The 22,750-nt window shown below is 56.6% G+C and carries 24 protein-coding genes and 2 pseudogenes; 13 read left to right on the forward strand and 13 right to left on the reverse strand.

Annotation, left to right across the window (positions count from 1 at the left end; all coding sequences use genetic code 11):
- Positions 1–284: pseudogene (locus tag ACR0AG_RS17785) on the forward strand (N-methylproline demethylase); the annotation flags it as partial.
- A pseudogene (locus ACR0AG_RS17790) lies at positions 193–962 on the forward strand (proline racemase family protein); the annotation flags it as partial. The pseudogenes ACR0AG_RS17785 and ACR0AG_RS17790, both read left to right, overlap by 92 nt.
- A gap of 61 nt (positions 963–1,023) precedes the next feature.
- Here ACR0AG_RS17790 and ACR0AG_RS17795 read toward each other — a convergent pair.
- The 6 genes from ACR0AG_RS17795 to ACR0AG_RS17820 form a co-directional block, all read right to left on the reverse strand.
- Positions 1,024–2,040: a proline racemase family protein gene (locus ACR0AG_RS17795; protein ID WP_480841378.1), complete on the reverse strand. Its 1,017-nt coding sequence runs from the start codon at positions 2,038–2,040 to the stop codon at positions 1,024–1,026.
- A 21-nt stretch (positions 2,041–2,061) separates the two neighbouring features.
- Positions 2,062–2,241: a hypothetical protein gene (locus tag ACR0AG_RS17800; protein WP_480841380.1), complete on the reverse strand. Its 180-nt coding sequence runs from the start codon at positions 2,239–2,241 to the stop codon at positions 2,062–2,064.
- The gene (locus ACR0AG_RS17805; RefSeq protein WP_480841382.1) at positions 2,238–3,035 is read right to left on the reverse strand and encodes a pyrroline-5-carboxylate reductase; all 798 of its coding nucleotides are present in this window, start codon (positions 3,033–3,035) and stop codon (positions 2,238–2,240) included. The genes ACR0AG_RS17800 and ACR0AG_RS17805 overlap by 4 nt, the downstream gene beginning before the upstream one ends.
- A gap of 194 nt (positions 3,036–3,229) precedes the next feature.
- A complete protein-coding gene (locus ACR0AG_RS17810; RefSeq protein ID WP_480841384.1) occupies positions 3,230–3,931 on the reverse strand; it encodes an SDR family oxidoreductase in 702 nt (233 codons plus the stop codon).
- A 21-nt stretch (positions 3,932–3,952) separates the two neighbouring features.
- Positions 3,953–5,203: an NAD(P)/FAD-dependent oxidoreductase gene (locus tag ACR0AG_RS17815; RefSeq protein WP_480841386.1), complete on the reverse strand. Its 1,251-nt coding sequence runs from the start codon at positions 5,201–5,203 to the stop codon at positions 3,953–3,955.
- Positions 5,204–5,261: 58 nt separating this feature from the next.
- A complete protein-coding gene (locus ACR0AG_RS17820; RefSeq protein ID WP_480841388.1) occupies positions 5,262–6,152 on the reverse strand; it encodes a dihydrodipicolinate synthase family protein in 891 nt (296 codons plus the stop codon).
- 209 nt (positions 6,153–6,361) lie between these two features.
- On the opposite strand from ACR0AG_RS17820, the gene ACR0AG_RS17825 reads away from it, so the two are divergent.
- Positions 6,362–7,099 (forward strand): GntR family transcriptional regulator, encoded by a 738-nt coding sequence (locus ACR0AG_RS17825; protein ID WP_480841390.1) that lies wholly within the window; start codon positions 6,362–6,364, stop codon positions 7,097–7,099.
- Between the two features lie 538 nt (positions 7,100–7,637).
- Here the strand turns inward: ACR0AG_RS17825 and ACR0AG_RS17830 are convergent.
- Both ACR0AG_RS17830 and ACR0AG_RS17835 read right to left on the reverse strand, forming a co-directional pair.
- On the reverse strand, positions 7,638–9,128 hold the full coding sequence (locus ACR0AG_RS17830; protein WP_480841392.1) for a sensor domain-containing diguanylate cyclase: 1,491 nt from the start codon (positions 9,126–9,128) through the stop codon (positions 7,638–7,640).
- A 217-nt stretch (positions 9,129–9,345) separates the two neighbouring features.
- Entirely contained in the window at positions 9,346–9,669 is a 324-nt protein-coding gene (locus ACR0AG_RS17835) for a TetR family transcriptional regulator C-terminal domain-containing protein (RefSeq protein ID WP_480841395.1), read from the reverse strand.
- Between the two features lie 29 nt (positions 9,670–9,698).
- On the opposite strand from ACR0AG_RS17835, the gene ACR0AG_RS17840 reads away from it, so the two are divergent.
- Positions 9,699–10,085 (forward strand): glutathione S-transferase family protein, encoded by a 387-nt coding sequence (locus ACR0AG_RS17840; protein ID WP_480841397.1) that lies wholly within the window; start codon positions 9,699–9,701, stop codon positions 10,083–10,085.
- A 77-nt stretch (positions 10,086–10,162) separates the two neighbouring features.
- On the opposite strand, the gene ACR0AG_RS17845 is transcribed toward ACR0AG_RS17840, so the two are convergent.
- Positions 10,163–11,017 (reverse strand): LysR family transcriptional regulator, encoded by an 855-nt coding sequence (locus ACR0AG_RS17845; protein ID WP_480841399.1) that lies wholly within the window; start codon positions 11,015–11,017, stop codon positions 10,163–10,165.
- 80 nt (positions 11,018–11,097) lie between these two features.
- Here ACR0AG_RS17845 and ACR0AG_RS17850 point away from each other — a divergent pair, with 80 nt between their 5' ends.
- Both ACR0AG_RS17850 and ACR0AG_RS17855 read left to right on the forward strand, forming a co-directional pair.
- On the forward strand, positions 11,098–12,084 hold the full coding sequence (locus tag ACR0AG_RS17850; protein ID WP_480841401.1) for an aldo/keto reductase: 987 nt from the start codon (positions 11,098–11,100) through the stop codon (positions 12,082–12,084).
- Positions 12,085–12,480: 396 nt separating this feature from the next.
- Positions 12,481–13,998, forward strand: coding sequence for an ABC-F family ATP-binding cassette domain-containing protein (locus ACR0AG_RS17855; RefSeq protein ID WP_480841403.1), 1,518 nt, complete (start codon positions 12,481–12,483; stop codon positions 13,996–13,998).
- A gap of 28 nt (positions 13,999–14,026) precedes the next feature.
- On the opposite strand, the gene ACR0AG_RS17860 is transcribed toward ACR0AG_RS17855, so the two are convergent.
- From ACR0AG_RS17860 to ACR0AG_RS17870, 3 genes are all read right to left on the reverse strand, one after another.
- Positions 14,027–14,317 (reverse strand): hypothetical protein, encoded by a 291-nt coding sequence (locus ACR0AG_RS17860; RefSeq protein WP_480841405.1) that lies wholly within the window; start codon positions 14,315–14,317, stop codon positions 14,027–14,029.
- 109 nt (positions 14,318–14,426) lie between these two features.
- Complete coding sequence (locus tag ACR0AG_RS17865; RefSeq protein WP_480841407.1) at positions 14,427–15,008, reverse strand: disulfide bond formation protein B; 582 nt, start codon at positions 15,006–15,008, stop codon at positions 14,427–14,429.
- Between the two features lie 9 nt (positions 15,009–15,017).
- On the reverse strand, positions 15,018–15,185 hold the full coding sequence (locus ACR0AG_RS17870; RefSeq protein WP_480841409.1) for a DUF5993 family protein: 168 nt from the start codon (positions 15,183–15,185) through the stop codon (positions 15,018–15,020).
- A gap of 306 nt (positions 15,186–15,491) precedes the next feature.
- On the opposite strand from ACR0AG_RS17870, the gene ACR0AG_RS17875 reads away from it, so the two are divergent.
- From ACR0AG_RS17875 to ACR0AG_RS17895, 5 genes are all read left to right on the forward strand, one after another.
- A complete protein-coding gene (locus ACR0AG_RS17875) occupies positions 15,492–15,995 on the forward strand; it encodes an aggregation factor core (RefSeq protein WP_480841411.1) in 504 nt (167 codons plus the stop codon).
- A 42-nt stretch (positions 15,996–16,037) separates the two neighbouring features.
- Entirely contained in the window at positions 16,038–16,490 is a 453-nt protein-coding gene (locus ACR0AG_RS17880; protein ID WP_480841414.1) for a TspO/MBR family protein, read from the forward strand.
- 85 nt (positions 16,491–16,575) lie between these two features.
- A complete protein-coding gene (locus tag ACR0AG_RS17885) occupies positions 16,576–18,090 on the forward strand; it encodes an FAD-binding domain-containing protein (RefSeq protein WP_480841416.1) in 1,515 nt (504 codons plus the stop codon).
- A 2-nt stretch (positions 18,091–18,092) separates the two neighbouring features.
- The gene (locus ACR0AG_RS17890; RefSeq protein WP_480841440.1) at positions 18,093–18,224 is read left to right on the forward strand and encodes a DUF2256 domain-containing protein; all 132 of its coding nucleotides are present in this window, start codon (positions 18,093–18,095) and stop codon (positions 18,222–18,224) included.
- A gap of 82 nt (positions 18,225–18,306) precedes the next feature.
- On the forward strand, positions 18,307–19,800 hold the full coding sequence (locus ACR0AG_RS17895) for a cryptochrome/photolyase family protein (RefSeq protein ID WP_480841418.1): 1,494 nt from the start codon (positions 18,307–18,309) through the stop codon (positions 19,798–19,800).
- 159 nt (positions 19,801–19,959) lie between these two features.
- Here ACR0AG_RS17895 and ACR0AG_RS17900 read toward each other — a convergent pair whose 3' ends face one another.
- On the reverse strand, positions 19,960–20,838 hold the full coding sequence (locus ACR0AG_RS17900) for a LysR family transcriptional regulator (protein WP_480841420.1): 879 nt from the start codon (positions 20,836–20,838) through the stop codon (positions 19,960–19,962).
- A gap of 81 nt (positions 20,839–20,919) precedes the next feature.
- On the opposite strand from ACR0AG_RS17900, the gene ACR0AG_RS17905 reads away from it, so the two are divergent.
- Together ACR0AG_RS17905 and ACR0AG_RS17910 are read left to right on the forward strand one after the other, a co-directional pair.
- A complete protein-coding gene (locus ACR0AG_RS17905) occupies positions 20,920–21,675 on the forward strand; it encodes a TSUP family transporter (protein ID WP_480841422.1) in 756 nt (251 codons plus the stop codon).
- A 6-nt stretch (positions 21,676–21,681) separates the two neighbouring features.
- Complete coding sequence (locus ACR0AG_RS17910; RefSeq protein WP_480841424.1) at positions 21,682–22,704, forward strand: D-cysteine desulfhydrase family protein; 1,023 nt, start codon at positions 21,682–21,684, stop codon at positions 22,702–22,704.
- Positions 22,705–22,750: the final 46 nt, after the last annotated feature.

The raw sequence follows: 22,750 nt of genomic DNA on the forward strand, positions 1-22,750 counted from the left end.
CGGCGGCTTATGGGGGTGGCGCAACACAGCAATCGTCTCAAGGCCACGATCGGCACGGATTACAGCGCCTTCCCAATTGAAAAACCTATGATCAAGTCATCGTCAACTATGGGATGCTGCCATTTGCCGATCTCTACTTTGACCTCAAGCCGATCTCGCCAAACCTTGGCGTCATAGATAATGACGCGCTGATTGAAGGGCGCAAACAAACGCCGGATCGCAACCCGGATGGCACATTCCAGCTGTTCCGCATCGGTGATGCCGCAAGCGCCCGCAACACATATGGTATTGGAAGCACCGGGCGGCTTGGTCCGCGTGCGGGCCGAATGTCGCGATGGTAAAGCAGAACGTATTTATGTGCAGAATCTTCCATCCTTCGCATGTGAGATCGGCCAGAACCTGACTGTCGATGGCCTCGGGTCATTGACAGTGGATACGGCCTATGGAGGTGACAGCTTTGTCGTCGTCGACGCCGCAGCTTTGGGCTTTTCATTGGTCGAAGACGAAGCCCATGATATCGCAAAACTTGGTGTCCACATCACCAACGCTGCCAATGAACAACTTTTGTTTGAACATCCCGAAAACCCGGATTGGCGGCATTTTTCCTTCTGTCTGTTTGCCGGATCACTGGTTGAGGGCGCTGAAGGTCAGGAAACCGGCGCTGCGGTTGCAATTCAGCCCGGCAAGGTGGACCGATCGCCAACGGGAACAGCCCTGTCGGCCCGAATGGCCCTGCTGCACGCCCAGGAGAAAATGAAACCAGGTGATCGCCTGACGGCCCGTTCGCTTATCGGATCAACCTTTTCCGGCACGATCCTTTCGGAAACCAATGTCGGAAGCCGTCCTGCCATCATCCCCAAAATTCCGGGCGAGAGTGGAATACAGGATCCCACCAGCACATGCTGGACCCGTCCGATCCGTGGCCCGAAGGACATCGGCTGACGGACACCTGGCGCGCGTGATAAAGAAGCACTGAATTATGTCGCCCCTTACATACCCACCGGGATTTGCCTTCTTGCGACCCTAACCGCCCCAAGTATCCGACAGCCGGAAACCGCTTTGAAACGGGTCGGTGGGGTCCAGGCCAATCTGTGAGAGTGCGTAGATCCAACTCTGGCCTGACACGCGATTCAATGTCGCTTTGAACTCTCCCACCTTCGTGACGCCCAAAAGCTCGGTCGTGAACTCGCCGCCGATGATCGAGCGTGAGATCGCGATGTCTCCGGGCGCTGCCAGCCCCATTGCATGTCGCGCTGCCATATTGGCATTTGATCCTGTGCCACAGGGCGACCGGTCGACCCGCCCCGGGCGCAGCGTTGTGCAGGTTCGGATCGCACCATCCGGGTCGGTTGAACGAAACATCACATAGGCCAGACCGTTCAAGGCCGGTGTGGTCGGGTGCGGCGCCTCTTCGGTTTCGGCAATCATGTTGCGCAGTGCAACCCCCTGCGTCGCAAGCGCGCGCGCGTTGTCCGGGGCGATCGTCAACCCGATCTGATCCACATCGACCAGCGCATAGAACACGCCGCCGAAACACAGATCATAGCGGATCGTCCCCCAGTCCGGCGTCTCAATCTCGCTGTCCTTCTTGGCCACAAAAGACGGCGGCATATCAAGCGATACCCGAGTTACCTTGCCACCTTCACAGGCGGCTCGTGCCCGGACCAGACCGGCCGCCGTGTCCAGGGTCACGGTGGTTTCGGGCTCGACCATCGGGATCGCCCCGGTTTCAAGCAAGGCGGTCACGGTGCACATGGCGTTTGAGCCTGACATGGCATGGGCTTGGTCCGGTTGCAGGACCATGAACCCGATATCGGCCGCCGGATTACAGGCAGGCACCAACAGACAGAACGACCCCGCCGGGGCCGAGCGCGGTTCCGAACACAGAAGCTGGCGCAGGCTGTCATCGACCTTGTTCAGATGATCCAGCTTGTCAGCCATGGTCGCACCGGGAATGTCCAGCACGCCGCCGGTCACGACACGACCAATCTCACCAGCGCAATGCACATCAACCGTTTGCAGAGTTCTCGACCAGCGCATGGGTTTATCCTTTCCGTATCTTTAGGCCACGGTCTGAGCACCGGTGATTTCCGCCACCGAGTCACAGAGATATTGTGCCTCGTCCGAGGCCATGTCGGTCACGTGAACAGTGCCCGACGTATCGTCATGGGCGGTGGCCCGACCAATCGACTCGGTCGTCCCCCTCAACAGTACGGTCTTACCTTGCAGAGAACAGGTCATCCCGCGTCTCCGCCAGACGCCTTGCGCGCATTACTCAGCCGCTGCATGACGCTATCGAGGCCTGCTTTCAAAGCCTCGGGACCGCCGGATTTTGCGAAGACCTCGAACAGTTGCGCGTTCAGCCCTGCCGGGGTGGAGTGTTCAACCCGCAGCATCTCATAAGGTTTGTCACGATCTTCCATCATCGTATGCGCCAGCCCGGAAAAAACGCCGCTGAGATAGCGTTGCGCATCCAACCGGCCAATCCCATTGGATTGCATCCAGTCCGAGGCCGCATCCAAGATACCAAAATACGTCCCCATCACGGCGCTTGCCGTGGCGAAGGCATCGAACTCTTCTACCGTTCGGGCGCTGACCACGGTCCCCAGCGGAGCAAACAGTGCATCGCCGACCGGGTCATGCGGAAACAGAACCGTAACGCCGCGATGATGGGCGACCGAGGGCAAGGGGATTGCACGGAACAGGCGCACAGATGCGCCGATCCAGCCTTGCAGAACCTCATGGGTTACTGTGGCGATCAGGCTGCAAACATGCTGCCCTTCGGCAAATCGCAACGGCGTCAGCACCGCCTGCGCGTCCTGTGGGCGCACCGCCAGAAACACCAGATCGGACCCATCGACAACGGTCTGTGCATCCGCACAGACTTGCACCTTGTCACTTGCCGCCGCCAACCGGGCCGAGATGGTTTGATTGCGTTCGGTGACGCAGATCGTGGTCACATCGACTTCTGACCCCAGTAATCCGGTCACAACCGCTTCGGTTATGACCCCTGTTCCAATAAAGCCCAGTCGCATCGCTACTCCTTGATGTACCAACCCCAGGGTCTGGACCGGTCATAGGGCGTGATCTGTTTCGTTTCGCGGACGTAGTTCAATCCCCAAACGCCCGGTTCCCGCCCAATACCGGATTTCCTGTACCCGCCTCACGCAATACGCCATCTTCCAGAAGCGGCGACAACCCATTCGTGCGGGTCCTGCATGGTTTGTCCCTACATATGCCGTGTGACCCCACCATCGACGCGCAGAGATTGGCCGGTGATATAGCTGCTGTCATCGCTCAGCAGAAACGCCGCCGCTTTGGCCTGTTCCTCAGCCCGGGCCAAACGGCCAAGGGCGGACATTTCGGCAAATTTGTGCGGCAGATCGAGGCTGTCGGTAAATCCGGGCAACAAGCAGTTCATGCGAATATTCGCAGGGCCGTAACGATCAGAATATTGCTTGGTAAAGCTGGAAACACCAACGCGGTACACGCTGGAGGTCGGGAAGGTCAGCGACGGTTCAAAGGCCGAAAACGTGGTGATGTTGACGATCGAGCCACCACCCTGCCCCTCCATCACCGGGGTGAGCAGTTTGGCCATGCGAATGACAGGTTTCAGAACCATTTCATGGGCACGGTCCCAGTCTTCTTCGGGGATGTCCAGCAGATCGCCCTTGGGCGGGCCGCCCACATGGATCAGACAAGCATCAATGCGGCCATAGGTGGTCATCGTCAGATCAAAGACGGCCTGCGTGTCGGCGGCATTCTCAGCCTTGCCGCGATGGGCGACACCGCCCAGTTCCTGGGCCAGAAACTCGCAGGAGTCCGACGGGGACATCAGCGCCAGCTTGTACCCGCGCGCGTGCATCTCGCGGGCGGTGGCAGCGCCCATTCCGCGCCCGCCACCAATGATAAGACATGTTTGTTCGGTCATGGTCCGCTCCTGTGTTCAGTGTCAAAATCGGTCAATCCGATATGGATGCAGGTCGATATCAGGTGTCTCACCAGCTATGAGCTGCCCCATCAGTTTGGCCGTGGTTGCGGCGTAAGTCAGCCCCAAGTGACCATGGCCCGTGGCGTAATACACCCCCGGAACCTTGGCTGAGGCGGACAGGACCGGCACCGTATCCGGGAAAGCGGGGCGATGGCCCATCCATTCGCTGGCCTCGTCCACCCGCAGGTTCGGCAGCGCTTTGCGCGCGCGTTTCAGGGTGATATTTGCGCGCCGCCAGTCCGGGGCCGCGTCCAGACCGGCCATCTCGACCGTACCGCCTATGCGAATGCCCCCCGCGGTGGGTGAAACCATGAACGCCATGGCCGGCCAGATAATAGAGTGATCCAGATGAACACCCGGCGCGTCGATCTGCGTGTGATAACCGCGTTCGGTCTCCAGCGGGATCGGCTCACCCAGTTGCCTGGACAATCGACCCGTATAGGCCCCGGCGGCCAGAATGACCTGATCCGCCTTAAGTGTTTGACCATCCTCCAACGTCACGCCCGCAATACGCTCAGCGCGTTCAAAGCCGGTGACCATGCGATGCTGAACCTGACCGCCCTGCCCCACAAAGGCCTCGGTCAGGCGCGTCACGATCGCATAGGGGTCGCGCACGGTGCGGTTGTCGGGCAACAACACGGCCTTTTGGATAACTTCGGCGATCTCGGGTTCCAGATCGTGCAAAGCGTTCCGATCCAGCACCTCATAGCCGAAACCATGTCGGTCCAGCATGTCCAGCCGCTCTCGGTCGGCGACAAGCTCGGCCTCGCTGGCATAAAGCGACAAGCAACCTGTGCGGCTGAGATCATGCGACAGGCCCAGCTCGGCCATCAACCGTTCGGTATCTGCCAGAGCCCGGTGGCAAAGGGCGGCACCCTGCGCCTCAAGCTGACGCAACTTCGACGGCCGCCCCGCCCAGAAGAACCGCGCAAACCACGGTATCAGGCGCGGGGCATAGCCCGGAGAAACCCGGATCGGACCCTCGGGATCCAGAAGCCAAAACGGCGTTTGCCGCCAGACCGACGGGCGCGAGACCGGCATGAACTCGGTCACGGCAATCGACGCCATGTTTCCGTATGACGCGCTGCGCCGTCGCGGGTCTGGGTCAATCAACGTAACCTGCGACCCGCGTTTTTGCAGCTCATACGCGATGGCGGCACCGATGACACCGGCCCCAACGACAACGCTGTGATTGGACTGATCCTGTTGCACCAGATGGCACCTTGAAATGGCGGGCACGACCAATACCCGCACTGGGATTAAGTCGAGCTCACATCGCCAGAATCGGCCGCATGGCCTCGGTGAACTCGGCCTTTTCAGCCTCGGTCAACGGACCCAGCGGCGCGCGGCATTCGCCAACGTCCAGCCCCTGCAATTCAGCACCAAACTTGATCTTCTGCACAAACTTGCCGCTCTCCAGAATGTTCATGGCACGGTACAGCTTTTTCATTAGCTCTTTGGCAGCGACCAACTCACCGGCCTTGTACAGACGATCCAAATCGCAGCAGGCTTTCGCCATGCAATTCGACGGTCCGCAAATCCAGCTTTCCGCACCCCAGAACATGAAGTCCAGCGCGATATCATCCGAACCCGAAACCAACTGGATCTTGCCCTCATAGCGCGTGGCAATATCAACTGCCCGCTGCAATACGCCTGAGCTTTCCTTGATGCCGATGACACGCGGGTTGTCCGCAAAATGGTCCATCAATTCGAACGAGATATCGGCCCCGTCCTTCAGCGGATAGCTGTAGAGCACGATGTTCACATCTACCTCGGCCAGCACCGTTTCATAGTGCCCGATCAGTTCTTCCTGCGTCGGACGCGTGTAGAACGGTGGCGCAAGCAGAACATTGTCGTAACCGATCTCTTTGGCCATCGCGGTTTGCTCGATCACCTCACGCGTGGCGGGGGCGTTTGTGCCTGCAATCAGTGTCTCATCGTCGTTTGCGAAATCCTTGACGAATTGAAGAACCTGACGGCGCTCTGCGGTCGATTGACTGAAATACTCACCGGTCGAGCCATTCGGCACCCAGCCGGTCACACCCGCACCGCGGAAATGGGTCAACAGGCCTTCGAAAGCAGAAAAGTTGATTTTGCCATCCGGCCCGAACGGAGTGATCAGCGCGGGCATCACACCTGAGAGTTTGACATAATAGCTCATGTGGAAGTCCTCATATCCATAAACTTCAGGTACATGCGTCGTCCCGGCGGACGTATTTGGTGTTTCGCGTGAGCGGTCGCAGCGTGAAGACCTGGTGACAACGCTGCTTTACATTTGTCAGGACTCTTTTTGTCGACACTAGGTCGACAAGTCAATAATATTGTCCGGCGGGCGCATAGATTCAGCCTTCTGTTCTGGAGAATTTTAGAATGACCAAAAAACAGGTGGATAGGCAGAAACGCCCAAAGGGAGGCGGATCCAAATACGTCTACGACACGCTCAAGCGCGAGATTCTTTCTCTCGCCTTGCAACCGGGGGAGCCGCTGGATGAAACCGGTCTTTCCGAGCGGTTCGCCATGTCGCGCTCACCGGTGCGCGAAGCCCTCGTCCGGCTGTCTGCCGAAGGGTTGGTGGCGATGCTCTCGAACCGCTCAACCCTGGTCGCACCCATCAAACTGACCGAGTTTCCCCGCTATGTCGAAGCGCTGGATTTCCTGCAAAGGATCAACACAAGACTGGCCGCACAATACCGGTCAGAAAGCCAGATCGAACTGATGGAGAAAGAAGCACACGCCTTTGATCAGGCCTGTATCGCAAATGACTATCTGGCCATGTCCGCCTGCAACCGCGATTTTCACATGGCGATCGCTGCAGCGGGCAAAAATCCATATCTCGCCCGCGCCTATGGCCAACTTCTGGATGAAGGCCGCCGCATTCTGCATATGCACTTCGACTACATTCAATCCTCGGCCACAGATACGTTATTGGGCCCAGAGCATCAGGACATGATCAACGCAATCCGAGACCGCGACGTCGCGCGCGCAGACCACCTTGCTCATGAACACACGCGGCAGTTTCACAAACGCTTCGTAGATTTCCTGAGCGCGCAGTACAGCGATGATTTCAACTTCGAACTTTCCTCGTTGAAGGACAACGAGTTACGTTAGTGCAAGATAGTGGCGCAACACACTGTGAAAACCAGAGACGGCGCCATTCTAATCGAAATTTTCCTGCGATTCCGGCAAACATCCGAAAGCCAGAAGTCATCGCGCTTTTGAACTGCGGTTTTAGGATTATGCTGGCCGCCTCAATTCCATCCTAAGTGGCCGAAATGGATTTGAACGGTATGAAAAAACACATGTGCCGGACATACAGCTTTGTGAACCGATGATCCTGGTCGATCCAGTTACTCAAAAACTTGGACCCGGCTGTCTACACTCTATTCGGCCAATCAAACCGCCTCAGAAACTTATCTAATCCCCAAATGCCTGGTGCGTTGGCTCTAGCATTGCCGATAGCGACCTTGTCTGAAATTCTAATTGCAAACAGAAGTCTGACGAAAAAATTGGCGGCTATCCATTTCCCCTTTTTTCGTCGTCAGGCTTAACGCCTTGCGATGATCGTTTGCATCAGTTGAAATCCTGAGTGTTCCAGGGGCTGGCTCTGGCTCGGACGTTAAGCGCGTTCAGACAGCGCCTACCCGGCTCAGCCCTGATCTGCAACGCGGACACAGTTACGTCCAGCCGCCTTTGCCGCATAGAGCGCGCGATCAGCTGCGGTCAACAGATCCTGCGGCAGCTCTCCGTGATCGGGGTAGCTGGCGATGCCGATGGACACAGTGACACGTGGCAGAGTGGTGGCGCCGTAGCGAATGGATGTCTCTTCAATCGCGAGACGCAGCGCCTCTGCCATGTTTTCTGCTGCGGCCTGATCTGCTCCTGGCAGAAGGACGGAAAACTCCTCTCCACCAAACCGGCAGGGTGTTTCGCCGCTCCGAAACACCTCCTGCATCTTGTCCCCGATGGCGCGCAGAACCATGTCGCCTGCATCATGCCCGTGGTTGTCGTTGAAGGCTTTGAACTTGTCGGCATCAAACGACAGGATCGAAAACGGCAGGTTCTTGCGGGCGGCCATCATATGCTCTGCACGCAGCGCTTCGAGAAAGTAGCGACGGTTGAAAAGCCGGGTCAGCGGATCGCGGGTACTTTGATCATGGAGTTCGTCGCGCAATTTGACGTTGGCTATGGCGAGGCTGATGTGTTCCCCGCACTGAAGCGCCAGTTCAAATCCTTTCTGTGCGGTTTCTTTTTGCGTTTCGGGTGGGTAGGTGACATGCAAAAGGCCCACTGTGTCACCATGGGCGACAATGGGAATGCATAGCGCGTCTTCGACGTTGCGCAGGATCGGATGGTCACGGACATGGCCGCATTCAAAGGAAAACCCATCAACGTCAAAGCGGTAGCCTCGTCCGCGGCGCAGCGCCCAACAGCTGTCGGGGGAGATATGTTCATGCAGATGCGCATCGCCCCAGGAACAGGCCCCATCCAGAACATCGCGAGAGTTGGAGTAGATATACAGCTCTCCCTGCGTGTCCGGTAGCGCCTTGGTCATGAACTTTGAGACAACCGTGAACAGCTCCTCCAGTGATTTGCAGCATTGCAGCCACTCGTCCAGTTCGGCCAGCGCCTTTGCCTCTGCGCGCCACTGCTGTTCCTTGCAGAGCATGGCCTTTGCCTGTTGTTCCGCCTCTTCGGCCTGATGCTTGGCGGCGGCCAGATCTGCAGCATCGCGGCGAAACTGGGTAACGTCGGTGAATGTCACCACATAGCCCCCATCCCGAAGCGGGCGGGCGTAAGAATTGATAACCTTGCCAGATGCCATATCCCGGTCGAAATGAAACGGTTGGCCGGTGGAAAACAGCCTCTGTACCTCTTTCTTGCGCTCAGCCGTGATGACCCCCTGCGCCACTGTAATCGAAAGAAACGCCTCACGCGTCATGCCCACGCACAGGTCATCCGGGCCAAGTTCCAACACATGAAAGATGCGTTCATTGTGAAGCGTGCAGACCCCATCAGCAGACCACACCAAGATCCCCTGTTCCATCTGATTGAGAACATCCCGCATCTGCGCCTGCAGCGCATCATTTGGCGCTGCGGTTTCGAGCCGTTCAAATGAGCTGGGGGGTTCTGGTACCATTCCGATCTCCATTTCATCGGACCGAACCTAACGGCCAAACTTGACCAAGCCTTAAATCTCAGAACGAAAAATTCCTAAAATTTAGAATAAACAAAAGCGTAGTGAGCAGGTTTGCACAGTTACCGGAATTGGACCCTTGCCAAGCATAGGCACTGGTCAATTCTTGGCGGCAACCAACCCAGGACCAGCCCAATCCAGACAAAACCGAATTTGGTGTTCAGCGATCGCCGAGTTGAATTTGCAGGATGCCGGACACTGCATTCACCCCGGCCGACACCAGCTCACCTTCGTTGAAGGTATCGCCGATCGCGCTGCCTTCGATCCACAAGCCGTCCAGCACACCATTGCAACTGATGCTGAGTTGCCGAAGAGTGTCATCCGATACCGACCGTCCGTCTTCTGCATAGACATCGCGGATCAGGTCTTCGATATGCCGGCGCAGAAATGTATAGGTTCGGACATGGCTTGTGCGCATGGCGTCGTTGTGCATCAGCATCTGAAAGAACCCCGCCCATAGTGCAACACCTTTCGGACTGGCCACCGGCGGTGTCAACGACGCGCGTATGAAACTTGCCAGACGTTCCCGTGCGGTCGGAAAATCACCGGTCGCCGCTTTACGGGTATCGCCCCATGGTGCGTCAGGTGTTCGCGCACAGGGTTTTTCGGCCCTCTGCAGGTGAGGCCGTGGATGTAACGACCATTGCGCAAGGCTTGGCGGAATCTCGAACGGTTTTGGCGGCATTGAACCGGATCGCCGAGGAAGGTCTGGTTCTGAATGCCGGGGAAACGACACTGGCCGATCTCCATCTCGCGCCGATGATATGCTATTTTGTTAAAGCGTCCGAGGGTGCGAACGAGCTGCACAACCATGTGGCTCTCACGAATTGGTGGAAGCGCGCATCACAGCAGAAGAGCCTGATAGAGACCGATCCAGGCTTGCCGTCCGACGGCGACTAAACAGGAAAGCTGCTGGTTTCGGATCAGTCACAGGCAGGTGTTTAGGGCGCCGAAGAAATTGACTAGCTGCGCAGGCCTTATACACGATCCTTTACGGGAATCTGTCCTTCCGTTTCGCAGGTCTCCTTCAGTATCGCGTAGATGCGATCTATGACTTGTCGAACTTCGGGAAGAAACCTGTCTTCGTGATGCGACACAAGCCACTGATCATGTTCTAAATCGTCAATCAAAGGCGATACCGGAATGAGCCCGCTTTGCGCGTTCCCAATGAAGGTTGGCAGAACCGCACGTGCCAATCCCGCGTTCGCGAGATCAAGCGCGTTTTGCGGCGCGGTCACCTCGATGGCCTCGTGGTCTTGAGAATTTTCCTTCACCCAAATAGCGGAAGGTGTGGTTGACAGAACGCGTGCCCAAGTCGCAATGCCTTGATCGGTTGCATATACAGCAAATCGGACCCGGCCGATTTTGCGGCCTGCCAAGCCGATCTCTTCCGGTCGTCGGTTGCGAACTCCAATTGCGGCCTCACGGTGCCCGATCTTCAAAACCTCTTCGGAAGAGATGAACCGCAGTCGCACCGGAACCGACCCGGTGAGCTTTCCAACGGCACCAACAAGAACACGTGCAACCCAAGTTCCGGCCGAGATCTTTACCAGTGGCGGTGCGGTTGCAAGATCGCTTTCGCTGACCGGCAAGACACGCGCCTCGATACTCTCTACCTTTTCAAGCAACGCTTGCCCGTACTCCGTCAGGTCATAGCCGCGCGGTTTGCGCAGAAACAGGTCGCTCCCCACAGCGCGCTCAAGTTCAACCATGCGCCGTCCCAGCGTAGGTGCGCTTTTGCCTGTTTGCTCCGCCGCAGGCCCGAGCCCACCCGCCCTGGCAATCGCAAGGAATAGTCGCAGGTTGTCCCAGTCAAAGTATCTTTCATTCATGAAATGAAGCTTACACTTTGTAATGTTGATGAAAAAGTGTAGATATCGTCTTTCAAAAGGGTCACATAGGAGGCCCACAGATGAATTTCCTCGAAACCGAAATCTCCCCTCTTGGCATGGGATGCTGGCCCATCGGCGGCAAGATGTATTGGGGCAAACAATCCTTGGGCTATACCCGCTCAGACGACGATGTTTCCATCCGGACAATCCACGCTGCCCTGGATTGCGGGATCACGCTTTTTGACACCGCTGCAGCATATGGTGCTGGGCATTCTGAGAGGCTTTTGGCCAAAGCGCTGCGAGGGCGGTCCGATGCCTTGGTTGTCACAAAGATCGGTGTCGGAATTGATGAGGCGAGCCGACAGATCTCTTTCGAACCATTCACTCCGGATCAAGTGTCAACCGCCGTCGATGGATGCCTGTCACGACTGGACCGCGATCGGATCGATCTTCTACTGCTGCATGTTAATGATATGTCGATTGTCGAAGCGGAAGCAGTGTTCGACAAGCTGGATCGTTTGACAGACGCCGGCAAGCTACGCGCCTATGGCTGGAGCACCGACTATTCCGAAAGCGCCTGCGCCGCTTCGATACAGAACAATTTCAAGGCAGTTGAATATGTCATGAACGTGTTTTGGGATGCACCGCGGATGCAGAAAGTGGTTCAAGATCAGGGGCTTTTATCTCTTATTCGCTCGCCGCTTGCGATGGGTTTGCTATCCGGGAAGTACGATCAGAACACCGAAATGGCATCGGACGATGTGCGCGCATCTGGCGAAGGCTGGATGGAGTACTTTCAGGACGGCAAGGCCAACCCTGATTTCATGCGGAAGCTTGATGCCGTTCGAGAGTTATTGACCTCTAATGGCCGAACACTGGTGCAAGGCGCGCTCGGCTGGATATGGGGCCAGAGCGATACTTATGTCCCTATTCCGGGTGCACGAACAGTAGAACAGATCGAGGGTATTGCCGCATCGCTGTCCTTCGGAGCATTGCCCGAAGACGTTATAACCGAAATTGACACTCTCATCGTTCGCAACCCTTTCGAGCCTGATCGCCCCAGATAACATCAGAAAAAGGAGCGAAGACGCGTGTTGTTTTCTTTGCTTTTAGTCTGCGACAGCCAGTGGATGGCCGCTGCATGAGAGTAGGAAATGGCCGTCGTGGTTGAGTCTGGGAAGATTGCGTTGACCGCAAGGGTCGCGGACCCAGTGCTTGCGCTGGTTGCCGCAGGGGTCGACTGAGCCACAGGGTTGTCAAACACCGGGTTCACTTCTATCGTCAGGGCAACGTCACATTCAACAACGGGAGGGCACGAGCTGAACATGCGCATCATCCGCCGACTTCAGCATGGCCCGCGTTTTGCCCTGCAGATCCGTTTGCGGGGCTGACCCAAGACACTTTTTATCGACGGTCTGCCCATAGCCGCATAGCGGCCTTATCTTTGTGACCCGAGATATCTTATGACCATCCTCAATATCTCTGCTTTGGGCGTGACCCTTGGCGAACCGCTGTTTTCTGACCTCAATCTGAACGTTTCCAAATCCGACAGGATCGGGCTTGTTGCCGCCAACGGGCGTGGCAAATCCACATTGCTGGCCTGTCTGGCAGGCGAGATGGACGCAACAAGTGGAGAGATCACGCGCGTCCGAGGCCTGCGAACCGGATATGTAAAACAGTATGTCCCGCCCGAGGCCCTCGAACTGACACTCTATGATTGGGTGCTCGCGGCTCTCCCCCCCGAACAGGCGGATTACGAAAGCTGGCGCGTGGATGTTGTGCTGGATGAGCTGAGCGTACCACATGAGCTAAACCACAGACCTCTGGCCGAGTTGAGTGGTGGGTGGCAGCGCACGGCGATGCTGGCTGCGGTCTGGATCAATCAACCGGACCTGTTGCTACTGGACGAGCCGACCAATCATCTGGACCTAAGCCGCATCGCGCTGCTGGAACACTGGCTAGCTGGGCTGCCGCGGGAAACACCTGTGATCATCACTTCGCATGACCGGGCGTTTCTGGATGTAACGACCAATCGGACGCTGTTTCTGCGACCCCGGAACGCGCGCGTGTTTCCGCTGCCGTATTCGGCGGCCCGCTCGGCGCTGGACGCAGCGGATGCGGCGGATGAACGGCGACTGGCCAACGACATGAACAAAGCCCGGCAACTGCGTAGACAGGCCGCGGCGTTGAAGAATGTCGGGATCAATTCTGGCTCGGACCTGTTGCTGATCAAAACCAAACAACTGAACGAGCGCGCCGACAAGCTGGAAGCATCGGCCAGGCCGGTTCATAGGGAACGCTCGGCAGGGGACATCCTGCTGGGCAACAGTGGTACCCATGCCAAGGCGCTAATCACATTGGATGATCTGGCGGTCGAAACGCCAAATGGACGATTGCTCTACCGGACTGGGCAAAAGTGGATTGCCCAAGGCGACCGTATTGTTCTGCTGGGTAAGAATGGGGCGGGAAAAACCCGGTTGGTGCGATTGATCCAACAGGCGTTATCCGGTGAGAGCAGCGAGGTGAAGTGCGCGCCGTCGGTGGTTCCAGCAATATCTGACCAACACCTGAGTCAGTTGGATCAGGCCCGCACGCCGCTGGATATTGTAACATCAGGGTCCGAGGTCGGCGATCAGCGCGCCCGTGCTGTTCTGGCGGGTGCGGGGATCAATTTTCAGATGCAAGGCAGCAAAATAGCCGCTCTTTCAGGTGGGCAGAAAGCGCGTCTGGCGATGCTGCTGTTGCGGCTTGAAGATCCGAACTTTTACCTGCTGGACGAACCGACCAACCATCTGGATATCGACGGGCAGGAAGCACTGGAGGCTGAACTGATCGCCCACGGCGCGTCGTGTCTACTGGTCAGTCATGATCGCAGTTTTCTGCGCAATGTGGGCAACAGGTATTGGTGGATCGATGGCAAACGGCTGCAAGAGGTCGACAGTCCCGAGGCGTTTCTGAACAGTCAGATAGATCGCGTTTAAGAGGACCAGAAAGGATTTGAACACGGAGTCAGATGAGATTTTTTGAAAGATTGGGATGTCGCAATTCGAACATTGGGATGCGATACCAGCTTGCTTTCTCGACCGACAGATTACGGTCGGAAAGTCCGCAGAGTGTTGATCTCAGATCTGTTTTAGTTGCAAACACTGGTGTTTTGGGCAAATCACCAGCCTCCAGCCCATGACAGCGTCCTTGGTTCCAGCCGGCCTTGCCGGATTGCGTCACAAACCGAACACTCCCGCTTTCCCGTGGCTCTTCGGAAAGTAGGACTGCGGGGCGCTCTATCTGTACGTCGGTCAATCAGGGTAAATTGCTCATGATACACCTCTGAAACTCTGTGGCTTGAAGCAAGCAAATGAGATATTGGCGACAGCTTTAATGGATTCAGAGCCTGAGGCTACACTCCAACTTATGAGTCAGCTTGGCCTCCAAGCTCATCCAGCAGCTTGTAGTCTGTTGGTGGATCGTCACAAATGCCCGGCCCACATTCCAAAAGGGCTGAACCGGCGTTGAGAACGGCCAAAAGCAAGACCATGAAAAATGCCGTTTTGGCCAATTGGCTGCCGCCGAACCTTTCGGTGGCCTTCACGTCCGACGCGAGGTCGTATTGCTTCTCAAAAACAAGCATTATTGCTGTTCCCAAGATTACCAACCCAAAAGCGATCCCGGCCCATGTATAGAAATGCAAGCCGAGTACAGGCGAGCCATAATGTCCGGTACCCGGAACGATGTGCAACAGAATCTGCCGGATCGAAACGCTTATGCCGAAGATCGCAGCCACCAGGACTATTCCATAATTCCTCGCGCGCGTACCCCATAACAGATTCAGCCCCAACCCGAACCCAACGGCCACAAAGCCAACACGTTGCAGCAGGCAAAGCGGACAGGGCAATTCGTACAAAACGAGCTGAAAATAAAAGGCAAGAACCAGAACAAGGCAAACTGCAAGGGCACCAAGCGCGTTCATATTTCGAGCGAATTCAGGTGTCATAGAAAAACCTCACAGCTGTATTGAAAGCGGGGTTGTGGCGTGAAATTTCAGCCAATACGTGCTCATCAAAAGCGCAAGCACGAAAACGGCGTATGAAGGCCTTACTAGATTGAAATACGCAAGCGCCGTCGCGCAGGCAAAAAGTGCGAAAAGCAAAGCTATCATAGGATGCTCCATAAGAATTGATGCGATTATGGGACCAACAGCTCTAAGCTGAACCCGTTCTGTTCATTAAATCAAGCTTTTAGCCGCTTTGCGCGCTTTCCAAAGCTGCCGGTCGTTGAATGCACAAAGATCGACCACCCGAAATGAGTTGGTAACATCAGCTCAAATTTCAAAGTTTCACATGGGCAGCGTACGGCTATTCACGTTTGTCGAGCCCCTAGCCACTGTCCAGCCGCGACGGTGCCCTGGCGATTGCATCAAACTGATCCAAACTCCGCCTGTGGCGTATCATAATCATCAGATACAAAAGAGGTCGCGATGCTTCGGTCATACCTACTGGCATTAGCAATTGGCTTTGTTTCGGTCACTCCACTTCAGGCCGGCCTTCAAGTGCGGTTCATTGAAGGGGCACCAAAGGATCAGTTTGTTTTCAAAAACCTGGGACACTGCGATCTTGGGGCGTCGGTCCTACGCATCGATCTTGTGCCTTCTGCGGGACGTTTGATCTTTGAAGTTTCTGGTGCCGGCGCCGGAGTGGAAGTTTTTCAATCATTTGAACTCACCCAAGGCGCAGAATCTTTGCTGGAACTACCAACCGTTTTAGACGGGCAAACGTCGGTTGAATTTCAGATCTCGTCGCTCAAGGTTGGCGATAGCTTGGCCTTTACCATCGATGTCGATGATACCATTGGCCAGCGTGAAATCACCGTAAGCGGGTCAGAAGTCGCTGGTGCTCAGGTCATTTATCAAAAAGATGGTCAAAGCAGCGCGGCGGTGTTCTCGACTAAGGCAGAAACCATGGTAGTGCTCCCGGACTGCTGAGCGCTATCCGCCAAATCGCATTGCAACCACTGGAAGGCAGACATGGCAAAACTATCGATACGTGTCGGTTTTCTGGTCCTTGTAATGGGCGGAGGCATCCTGATTGGAACCCTGACAGCGCCGGGCGAGTGGTATGCGAACCTTGCTAAACCGTTTTTTAACCCGCCCAACTGGATCTTCGGGCCTGTCTGGACTGTGCTTTACATCCTGATTGCATGGACTGGCTGGCGGCAGTTTGAAAAGGACAGAGACTCGGTCGCGATGCGACTCTGGTGGGTGCAATTGGGGCTGAATTTCCTCTGGTCACCCACTTTCTTTGTGCTGCAGGTGCCTTGGGCCGCCTTGGTGATCATTTTAGCGCTTTTGAGCGTCATCGTGGCTTTCATCCGCAATGTACGCGTATCGGATCGGGTGGCAATGTTTGCATTCCTGCCCTATCTGGCCTGGGTGGCTTTTGCATCCATCCTGAACCTGTCAATCGCGATCCTGAACTGAGGTCGGGGCCTCGGTCATCTGGACCGTGGACAGATCAGGCCTACCTCGTTCCTCATCATCCAATCGGGGTACGGGAAACGAACAGTTGCAAGTTGTCTGGTTCAAACGCGACTTACGTACGCAGGATCATCGGGCGCTTGTGCAGGCAGCAATGCACGGGCCGGTTCTACCAATCTATGTGGTCGAGCCAGAACTTTGGCGGCAACCGGATGCGTCTGCCCGCCACTGGGAATTTGTTGCACAAACACTGCGTGAGTTGCGGCACGATCTTGGTCGGCTTGGACAGCCTTTGATTATACGCTTCGGGCCGATTGTCGGCGTTCTTGAAGATTTGAAAAACAGCGGATTGCTGCACGCGCTCTGGTCCCATGAAGAGACGGGAAACGACTGGACTTTCAAGCGTGATCTGCATGTCGCTGCGTGGTGTCGGGAACAGGGCGTGCCTTGGATACAAGTGCAAAACCACGGCGTATGGCGCAGGCTCGGCTCGCGGGATGGGTGGGCCGCACGTTGGGACCGCATTATGTTGGAACCCGTAAGCCAAGCACCGGTTTTGCAACCCATCAGTCTGGAGCCCGGCCCCATCCCAGGGGCACATGAGCTTGGGTTGTCGCGTGATCCTTGCGCACACCGTCAGCCCGGCGGCAGACGCGCGGGCCTGGAACGTCTGGAGAGTTTTCTGAATGATCGTGGGGAAAATTATCAAAAGGCCATGTCCAGCCCTGATGAAGGCGCGCGGGCGTGTTCTCGGCTCTCACCCTATCTTGCGTGGGGGGCTATTTCCATGCGCGAAGTGGCTCAAGCCTGCGACATGCGTCGCAGGGCGCTGCCCCGCGGTGCGCAAAACTGGCGCAAGTCTTTGCGTTCGTTTTCCGGGCGCCTGCACTGGCATTGTCATTTTATCCAAAAGCTCGAAGATGACCCGCGGATCGAGTTCGAAAACTTGCACTCGCTTTATGACGGCCTGCGTCCGAAGACACCAGATGCAGAACTGCTAAGCGCATGGAGTGCAGGTGAAACTGGGTATCCGTTTCTCGATGCCTGCATGCGGTCCCTGCGCGCGACAGGATGGCTCAACTTTCGGATGCGGGCAATGGTCATGGCCACGGCCAGCTATCACCTGTGGATGGATTGGCGCGCACCGGGGCTGCATCTGGCCCGCATGTTCACCGATTATGAGCCGGGAATTCACTGGAGCCAGGTCCAGATGCAATCGGGTACGACGGGTATCAATACCGTGCGTATCTATAATCCGGTCAAACAAGGCTATGATCAGGACCCGGACGGTGCTTTCATCCGAACGTGGCTGCCCGAGTTGGCCGGTATTCCCAATCAGTACATCCATGAACCATGGAAGGCCGAGGCGGCCTCAGGCGTGATCGGTCGCCACTATCCTGCCCGCCTGTTCGACCATCTTGCCGCCGCCAAAGCTGCGCGCGACCGGGTCTGGGCGGTGCGTCGCGGCCCCGAGTTTCGCGCAGAGGCACAGGCGATCGTGGCCAAACACGCCAGCCGCAAAGCACCCCGACCCAAGCGCCGTCGAGGGGCGATCAAGGTGCCTTCGGCGCAACTCAGCCTGCCCTTCGGAGATACCTCATGAAAATGCGCAAAAAGGCTGATCTGCCGCAGAAAATCTGCGCCACATGCGGGCGCCCCTTTGTTTGGCGCAAGAAATGGGCAAAGGTTTGGGATGAGGTGCGCTATTGCTCGGATCGGTGCCGGCGGCAGTCATGAGCGTCATGCCCCCCGTCCAGACCTTGCAGCGCAAAGCCGTTTGCCTTCGCCTGACATTCAAGATGAGTGTGCGGACCTGACCATGCCCTCAGCCACAATCCTTTTGCCCAATCAGCTTTTCGCCGAACATCCCGGTTTGGCACAGACACCGGATCGGGTGGTTCTGTTTGAGGACCCGTTGTTCTTTGGCGACGCGCAATACCCGATGCGGATGCACAGACAAAAGCTGTGGCTTCATCGCGCAAGCATGGCGCGGTATCATCAAGGCTTGATCGCCAAAGGTATCAGGGCCGAGATTTACCCCTATGAACAGCGAAAGGATGCGTGTCTTCGTCTGTTTCAGAGGCTCGCTGGGGATGGGATCACACGCGCGGTGATGGCGGACCCGGTCGATTTCATAGCGCAAAGGCGCCTGCAAAGGGCCGCAAGCGATGTGGGTATTACTTTGGACATACACACATCCCCCGGTTTCCTGAACACCCGCGCCGATAACGTCGCTTGGATGAAGGGCCGCAAACGGTGGTTCATGGCCGAATTTTACAAAAGCCAACGCCGACGTCTGGATGTGCTGATGCGCGGTGATCATCCGGTTGGCGGTCGCTGGAGCTTTGATGAGGACAACCGCAAAAAGATCCCCAAAGCTTTGCTAAACAGCTTGCCCTGGATCGATTGGCCGGTGCCCGACGCGATTGAACGGGCGGCACAGGATCAAATACGCGGCGCGTTTCCGGATGCGCTGGGGGTTTTGGACAGGTTGTACTATCCAACCTCTCACCAAGCGGCAGAAGATTGGCTGAAACAGTTTCTCAAACGTCGCTTCGATCGTTTCGGCGACTTTGAGGATGCCATCGTCGAAGGGGAAAGCTGGCTTTGGCACGCTGTATTGACACCCGCCCTGAATGTCGGCTTGCTGACGCCAAAGCAGGTGCTTGATGTGACGCTCGCTTACGCTCTGGACTACGAAATTCCTTTGAATTCAGTCGAAGGTTTTGTCCGCCAGATCATTGGCTGGCGCGAGTTCATGCGCGCTACCTATGAAGATCTCGGTATGCAGATGCGCACCTCCAATCACTGGGGCCATAGCGGCAGGATGCCGGCATCTTTCTACACGGCCACAACCGGAATCGACCCGATTGACGACACCATCCAACGCGTCCTGCAAACCGGATACTGCCACCATATCGAGCGCCTCATGGTCCTGGGTGGTTTCATGTTCCTGTGCGAAATTGAGCCAAACGAGGTGTATCGCTGGTTCATGGAGATGTTTGTGGACAGCTATGACTGGGTCATGGTCCCGAATATCTACGCCATGAGCCAGCACGCGGATGGCGGGTTGATCACCACCAAACCCTATTTCTCGGGCTCGAATTACGTCCGCAAAATGAGCCATTGGGGCAAGGGTCCCTGGGCCGAGGTTTGGTACGGATTGTATTGGCGCTTTATCTTCAAACACCTCGACGATCTCGCCCAAAACCCCCGCTGGTCGATGATGTGCAGAACTGCCGCGCGGATGGATCCGGCAATCAAGGATAAACACCTGCACGTGGCTGGAGCGTTTCTGGATCAGCTGGCGTGATGACTTACTACCTCACCAAACAGGAATCTATGCTCAATTCATGGAACTCAAGATGCGATTGGCATGGAATGTTTGGGTAGGCGGGCAAACAATTTCTGACACGCCACAGGTCGAAGAGTGTTTGAGCTGCCTGCACCGCTGAGGCCAATGGGACTGAAACTATGGCTCTTTCAGTTCCGTCGTAAATCTTTGCAAACCAGGAATGTCATTCGAAGCGGAAAATGTGATCATTCGGATCGGCCAGCTGAGGTCGGATGCCAAGGGCACGGCAAAAACATCGTCTGCTTGCGAAATAGCCAAGATTTCCTTGTCGACGATCGCGCGGCCTGTGCCCTGGGCGACCATGCGAACCAAGGCGGATTGCGTCTGGGCCTCGGCTCTGACCTGGAACGAAACCTCATAGCTGTCGAACATGCCCTCCACTGCGCGGCGGAATGGGCTGTGAGGTGTCAGCATGATCTGTGGCGCCTCCGCGAGTACAGCAGCTGAGACGCTTTGCGCTGAGGTCAGCGGATCATTGCGGGGAATGATCACCACGGGGTGCAGGTCGGCCAGCCGGGTGCATGCCAGGTTCGGGTCGCCGGGGTCAGAGGATACGATTGCACAATCCACCCGGCCTTCGCGCAACGCGGCCATCCCGGCCTTTTCATCCAGAACATCTACATCCACCCTGAGGGCTGAGAGTTCCGCCATGAGTTTGCCGGCCGCAACCGCAACGCGGGTATCGGCCACCGCCGGAACCGTGGCAACACGCAAATGTCCGCCAGTGCCAGAGGCGATGTGGGCAGCCGCTTCGCGGATACGTTCCAGACCCTGATAGTGTTTTTGAACCGCCTGCTGCAGACTGTGCGCCGCCGAGGTTGGTTCAAACTTGCGTCCTGATCGATCAAATAGCGCCACGCCCATTTCCGCCTCAAGCTCGGCAACGACACGGCTTATGGCGGGCTGAGAGATATGCAGCGCTGCCGCAGCCTTTCGCGTGGACCGGTGTCGATAGGCCATCTGGAAAAGCTCAATCTGTCGGGCGGTGATGCGCATGTCATTTTGATAACATTCAGGCATCAATAAATACAATAAGATGATTTTCTATTAAGGTCGCGCAACGTTACCATCCGGTACATGACCCGCGAAACACTGGATCGAAACGTGCCCGCTGACCTGTTGATTTTGCTGCTTGCCATTGTGACAGGAGCCGCGATTCAGGTTGGCGTCGGGATCGGGTTCAGCATTGTCGCAGCGCCCGTGATGATGGTGTTGCTGGGGACGGCCACGGCCGTTCCGGTTTTGCTTTTGCTGAACACGCTTGTTTCCCTTATCGCAACGGATCAGCGGGTATGGGCGAAGAACAAAGCACAGATCCGGAATGCTGTGATCGGGTGTTTTGTGGGAATAGCTCTGGGTCTTTTGATTTATCCCTATTTGTCGGAACGCATGGTGTTGGCGCTGACCGGGGGTCTGTTACTTGTCGGCGTTGCCACCTCGGTATTGCCGCAAGACAACAAGGTGGGCCCAAGGGGCTTTCAGGCCATATCGGGTCTGTCCGGCCTTGCGACGGTTTGGGCAGCGACCCCCGGTCCCTTGATGATTTTGGGCTTTCTGGCCTCGGGTCGCCCCCCCCACGAAGCACGTCGGTTGGTTCAGCCTGTGGCGCTGATCGCATATGGGGCTGCCTTTGCGTTGCACTGCCTGTCGGACTGGGCGGCCTTTGTCAGCGCCCCGTGGCTCTTGCCATTTGCCGTCGCCACTGTTGCCGGCAGTCTGATGGGTCGCGTGATTGGCCCGCTGCTGCCACAGCAGGCCATTACCCACGCCATTCGGCTGATCTCGATCCTCGCCTGCGCGGTTCTTTTCCGCCGAGCTTATCTGGTTGGATGATACATGATGACTGAAGAGAAAAATATCGACCGGAAACTATCCGAATTCCCCCGCGCCCGCCTGATGACCGAGATCACACCGGTCGAGCGGCTGGATCGCCTGTCAGACCGGCTTGGCATTGACCTTTGGCTTAAACGCGACGATCTGACCGGGCTTAGTTTTGGTGGCAACAAGACCCGTCAGTTGGAGTTTTACTTTGGCGATGCGCTGCAACAGCAGGCTGATACCGTTCTGATAACCGGAGCCGTACAGTCGAACTTTGTGCGTACAGCCGCTGCCGCTGCCGCTCGTCTGGGGATGAAATCGGTACTGCAACTGGAAGAACGCGTACCGGGGATGGGGCAAGAGTACTACCATTCAGGTAATGTGTTGCTTGCCAAAATCCTGGGCGCCGAACACATGCATTTTCCGGTAGGCGAAGACGAGGTCGGTGCGGATAATGCCCTGCAAGGCAGGGCTGCTCAGTTGGTCGCCGCTGGTCGTCGACCCTATGTTATCCATCTTGGCATCGACCACCCGCCTTTGGGGGCATTGGGCTATGTCCAGGGTGGTGCGGAACTGAGCGCGCAAATGAGCGATTTTGATGCCGCAGTCGTGCCTTCGGGCAGCGGTGCGACCCATGGAGGGTTTTTTACAGGGTTGCGGCTGTCCGGAATGCACGCGCCTGTCTATGGTATCTGTGTGCGTCGCGGCCAGGAACAGCAGCATGCACGCATGCAAAAAGTCCTGAGCAAATTGGCTGACCTGATGGATTTCGACCCCGCAATTGTCATGAACGGGATCGAGGTCTGGGACGGCGCGCTGACACCCGGATATGGCCTGGTCGGGGAAGAAACACGTAAGGCCCTGACCCTCATGGCACGCACCGAAGGTATCTTTTTGGACCCGGTTTACTCTGCCAAGACGTTTGCCGGCCTGATCGGACTGTTGGACGCGGGTGTGATCCGCAAAGGCCAAAAGGTCGTCATGCTGCACACCGGCGGGCTTCCGGCGCTGTTTGGGTATCAGGATGTTTTGGAACCGAGCTGAAACGACCCCGTGCTCTGACGCCATCCATGGCAACTTAACTCAACAC

This window comes from Ruegeria sp. H6 (assembly GCF_056532975.1).

Excerpts from the sequence above, each read along its gene's own strand:
- ACR0AG_RS17830 (WP_480841392.1), bottom strand. The coding sequence starts at position 9,128 with ATGGTACCAGAACCCCCCAGCTCATTTGAACGGCTCGAAACCGCAGCG.
- ACR0AG_RS17805 (WP_480841382.1), bottom strand. The coding sequence starts at position 3,035 with ATGCGACTGGGCTTTATTGGAACAGGGGTCATAACCGAAGCGGTTGTG.
- ACR0AG_RS17795 (WP_480841378.1), bottom strand. The coding sequence starts at position 2,040 with ATGCGCTGGTCGAGAACTCTGCAAACGGTTGATGTGCATTGCGCTGGT.
- ACR0AG_RS17825 (WP_480841390.1), top strand. The coding sequence starts at position 6,362 with ATGACCAAAAAACAGGTGGATAGGCAGAAACGCCCAAAGGGAGGCGGA.
- ACR0AG_RS17905 (WP_480841422.1), top strand. The coding sequence starts at position 20,920 with ATGACCCGCGAAACACTGGATCGAAACGTGCCCGCTGACCTGTTGATT.
- ACR0AG_RS17845 (WP_480841399.1), bottom strand. The coding sequence starts at position 11,017 with ATGAATGAAAGATACTTTGACTGGGACAACCTGCGACTATTCCTTGCG.
- ACR0AG_RS17880 (WP_480841414.1), top strand. The coding sequence starts at position 16,038 with ATGGCAAAACTATCGATACGTGTCGGTTTTCTGGTCCTTGTAATGGGC.
- ACR0AG_RS17895 (WP_480841418.1), top strand. The coding sequence starts at position 18,307 with ATGCCCTCAGCCACAATCCTTTTGCCCAATCAGCTTTTCGCCGAACAT.
- ACR0AG_RS17800 (WP_480841380.1), bottom strand. The coding sequence starts at position 2,241 with ATGACCTGTTCTCTGCAAGGTAAGACCGTACTGTTGAGGGGGACGACC.
- ACR0AG_RS17910 (WP_480841424.1), top strand. The coding sequence starts at position 21,682 with ATGACTGAAGAGAAAAATATCGACCGGAAACTATCCGAATTCCCCCGC.
- ACR0AG_RS17875 (WP_480841411.1), top strand. The coding sequence starts at position 15,492 with ATGCTTCGGTCATACCTACTGGCATTAGCAATTGGCTTTGTTTCGGTC.
- ACR0AG_RS17865 (WP_480841407.1), bottom strand. The coding sequence starts at position 15,008 with ATGACACCTGAATTCGCTCGAAATATGAACGCGCTTGGTGCCCTTGCA.
- ACR0AG_RS17900 (WP_480841420.1), bottom strand. The coding sequence starts at position 20,838 with ATGCGCATCACCGCCCGACAGATTGAGCTTTTCCAGATGGCCTATCGA.
- ACR0AG_RS17850 (WP_480841401.1), top strand. The coding sequence starts at position 11,098 with ATGAATTTCCTCGAAACCGAAATCTCCCCTCTTGGCATGGGATGCTGG.
- ACR0AG_RS17810 (WP_480841384.1), bottom strand. The coding sequence starts at position 3,931 with ATGACCGAACAAACATGTCTTATCATTGGTGGCGGGCGCGGAATGGGC.
- ACR0AG_RS17820 (WP_480841388.1), bottom strand. The coding sequence starts at position 6,152 with ATGAGCTATTATGTCAAACTCTCAGGTGTGATGCCCGCGCTGATCACT.
- ACR0AG_RS17890 (WP_480841440.1), top strand. The coding sequence starts at position 18,093 with ATGCGCAAAAAGGCTGATCTGCCGCAGAAAATCTGCGCCACATGCGGG.
- ACR0AG_RS17870 (WP_480841409.1), bottom strand. The coding sequence starts at position 15,185 with ATGGAGCATCCTATGATAGCTTTGCTTTTCGCACTTTTTGCCTGCGCG.
- ACR0AG_RS17855 (WP_480841403.1), top strand. The coding sequence starts at position 12,481 with ATGACCATCCTCAATATCTCTGCTTTGGGCGTGACCCTTGGCGAACCG.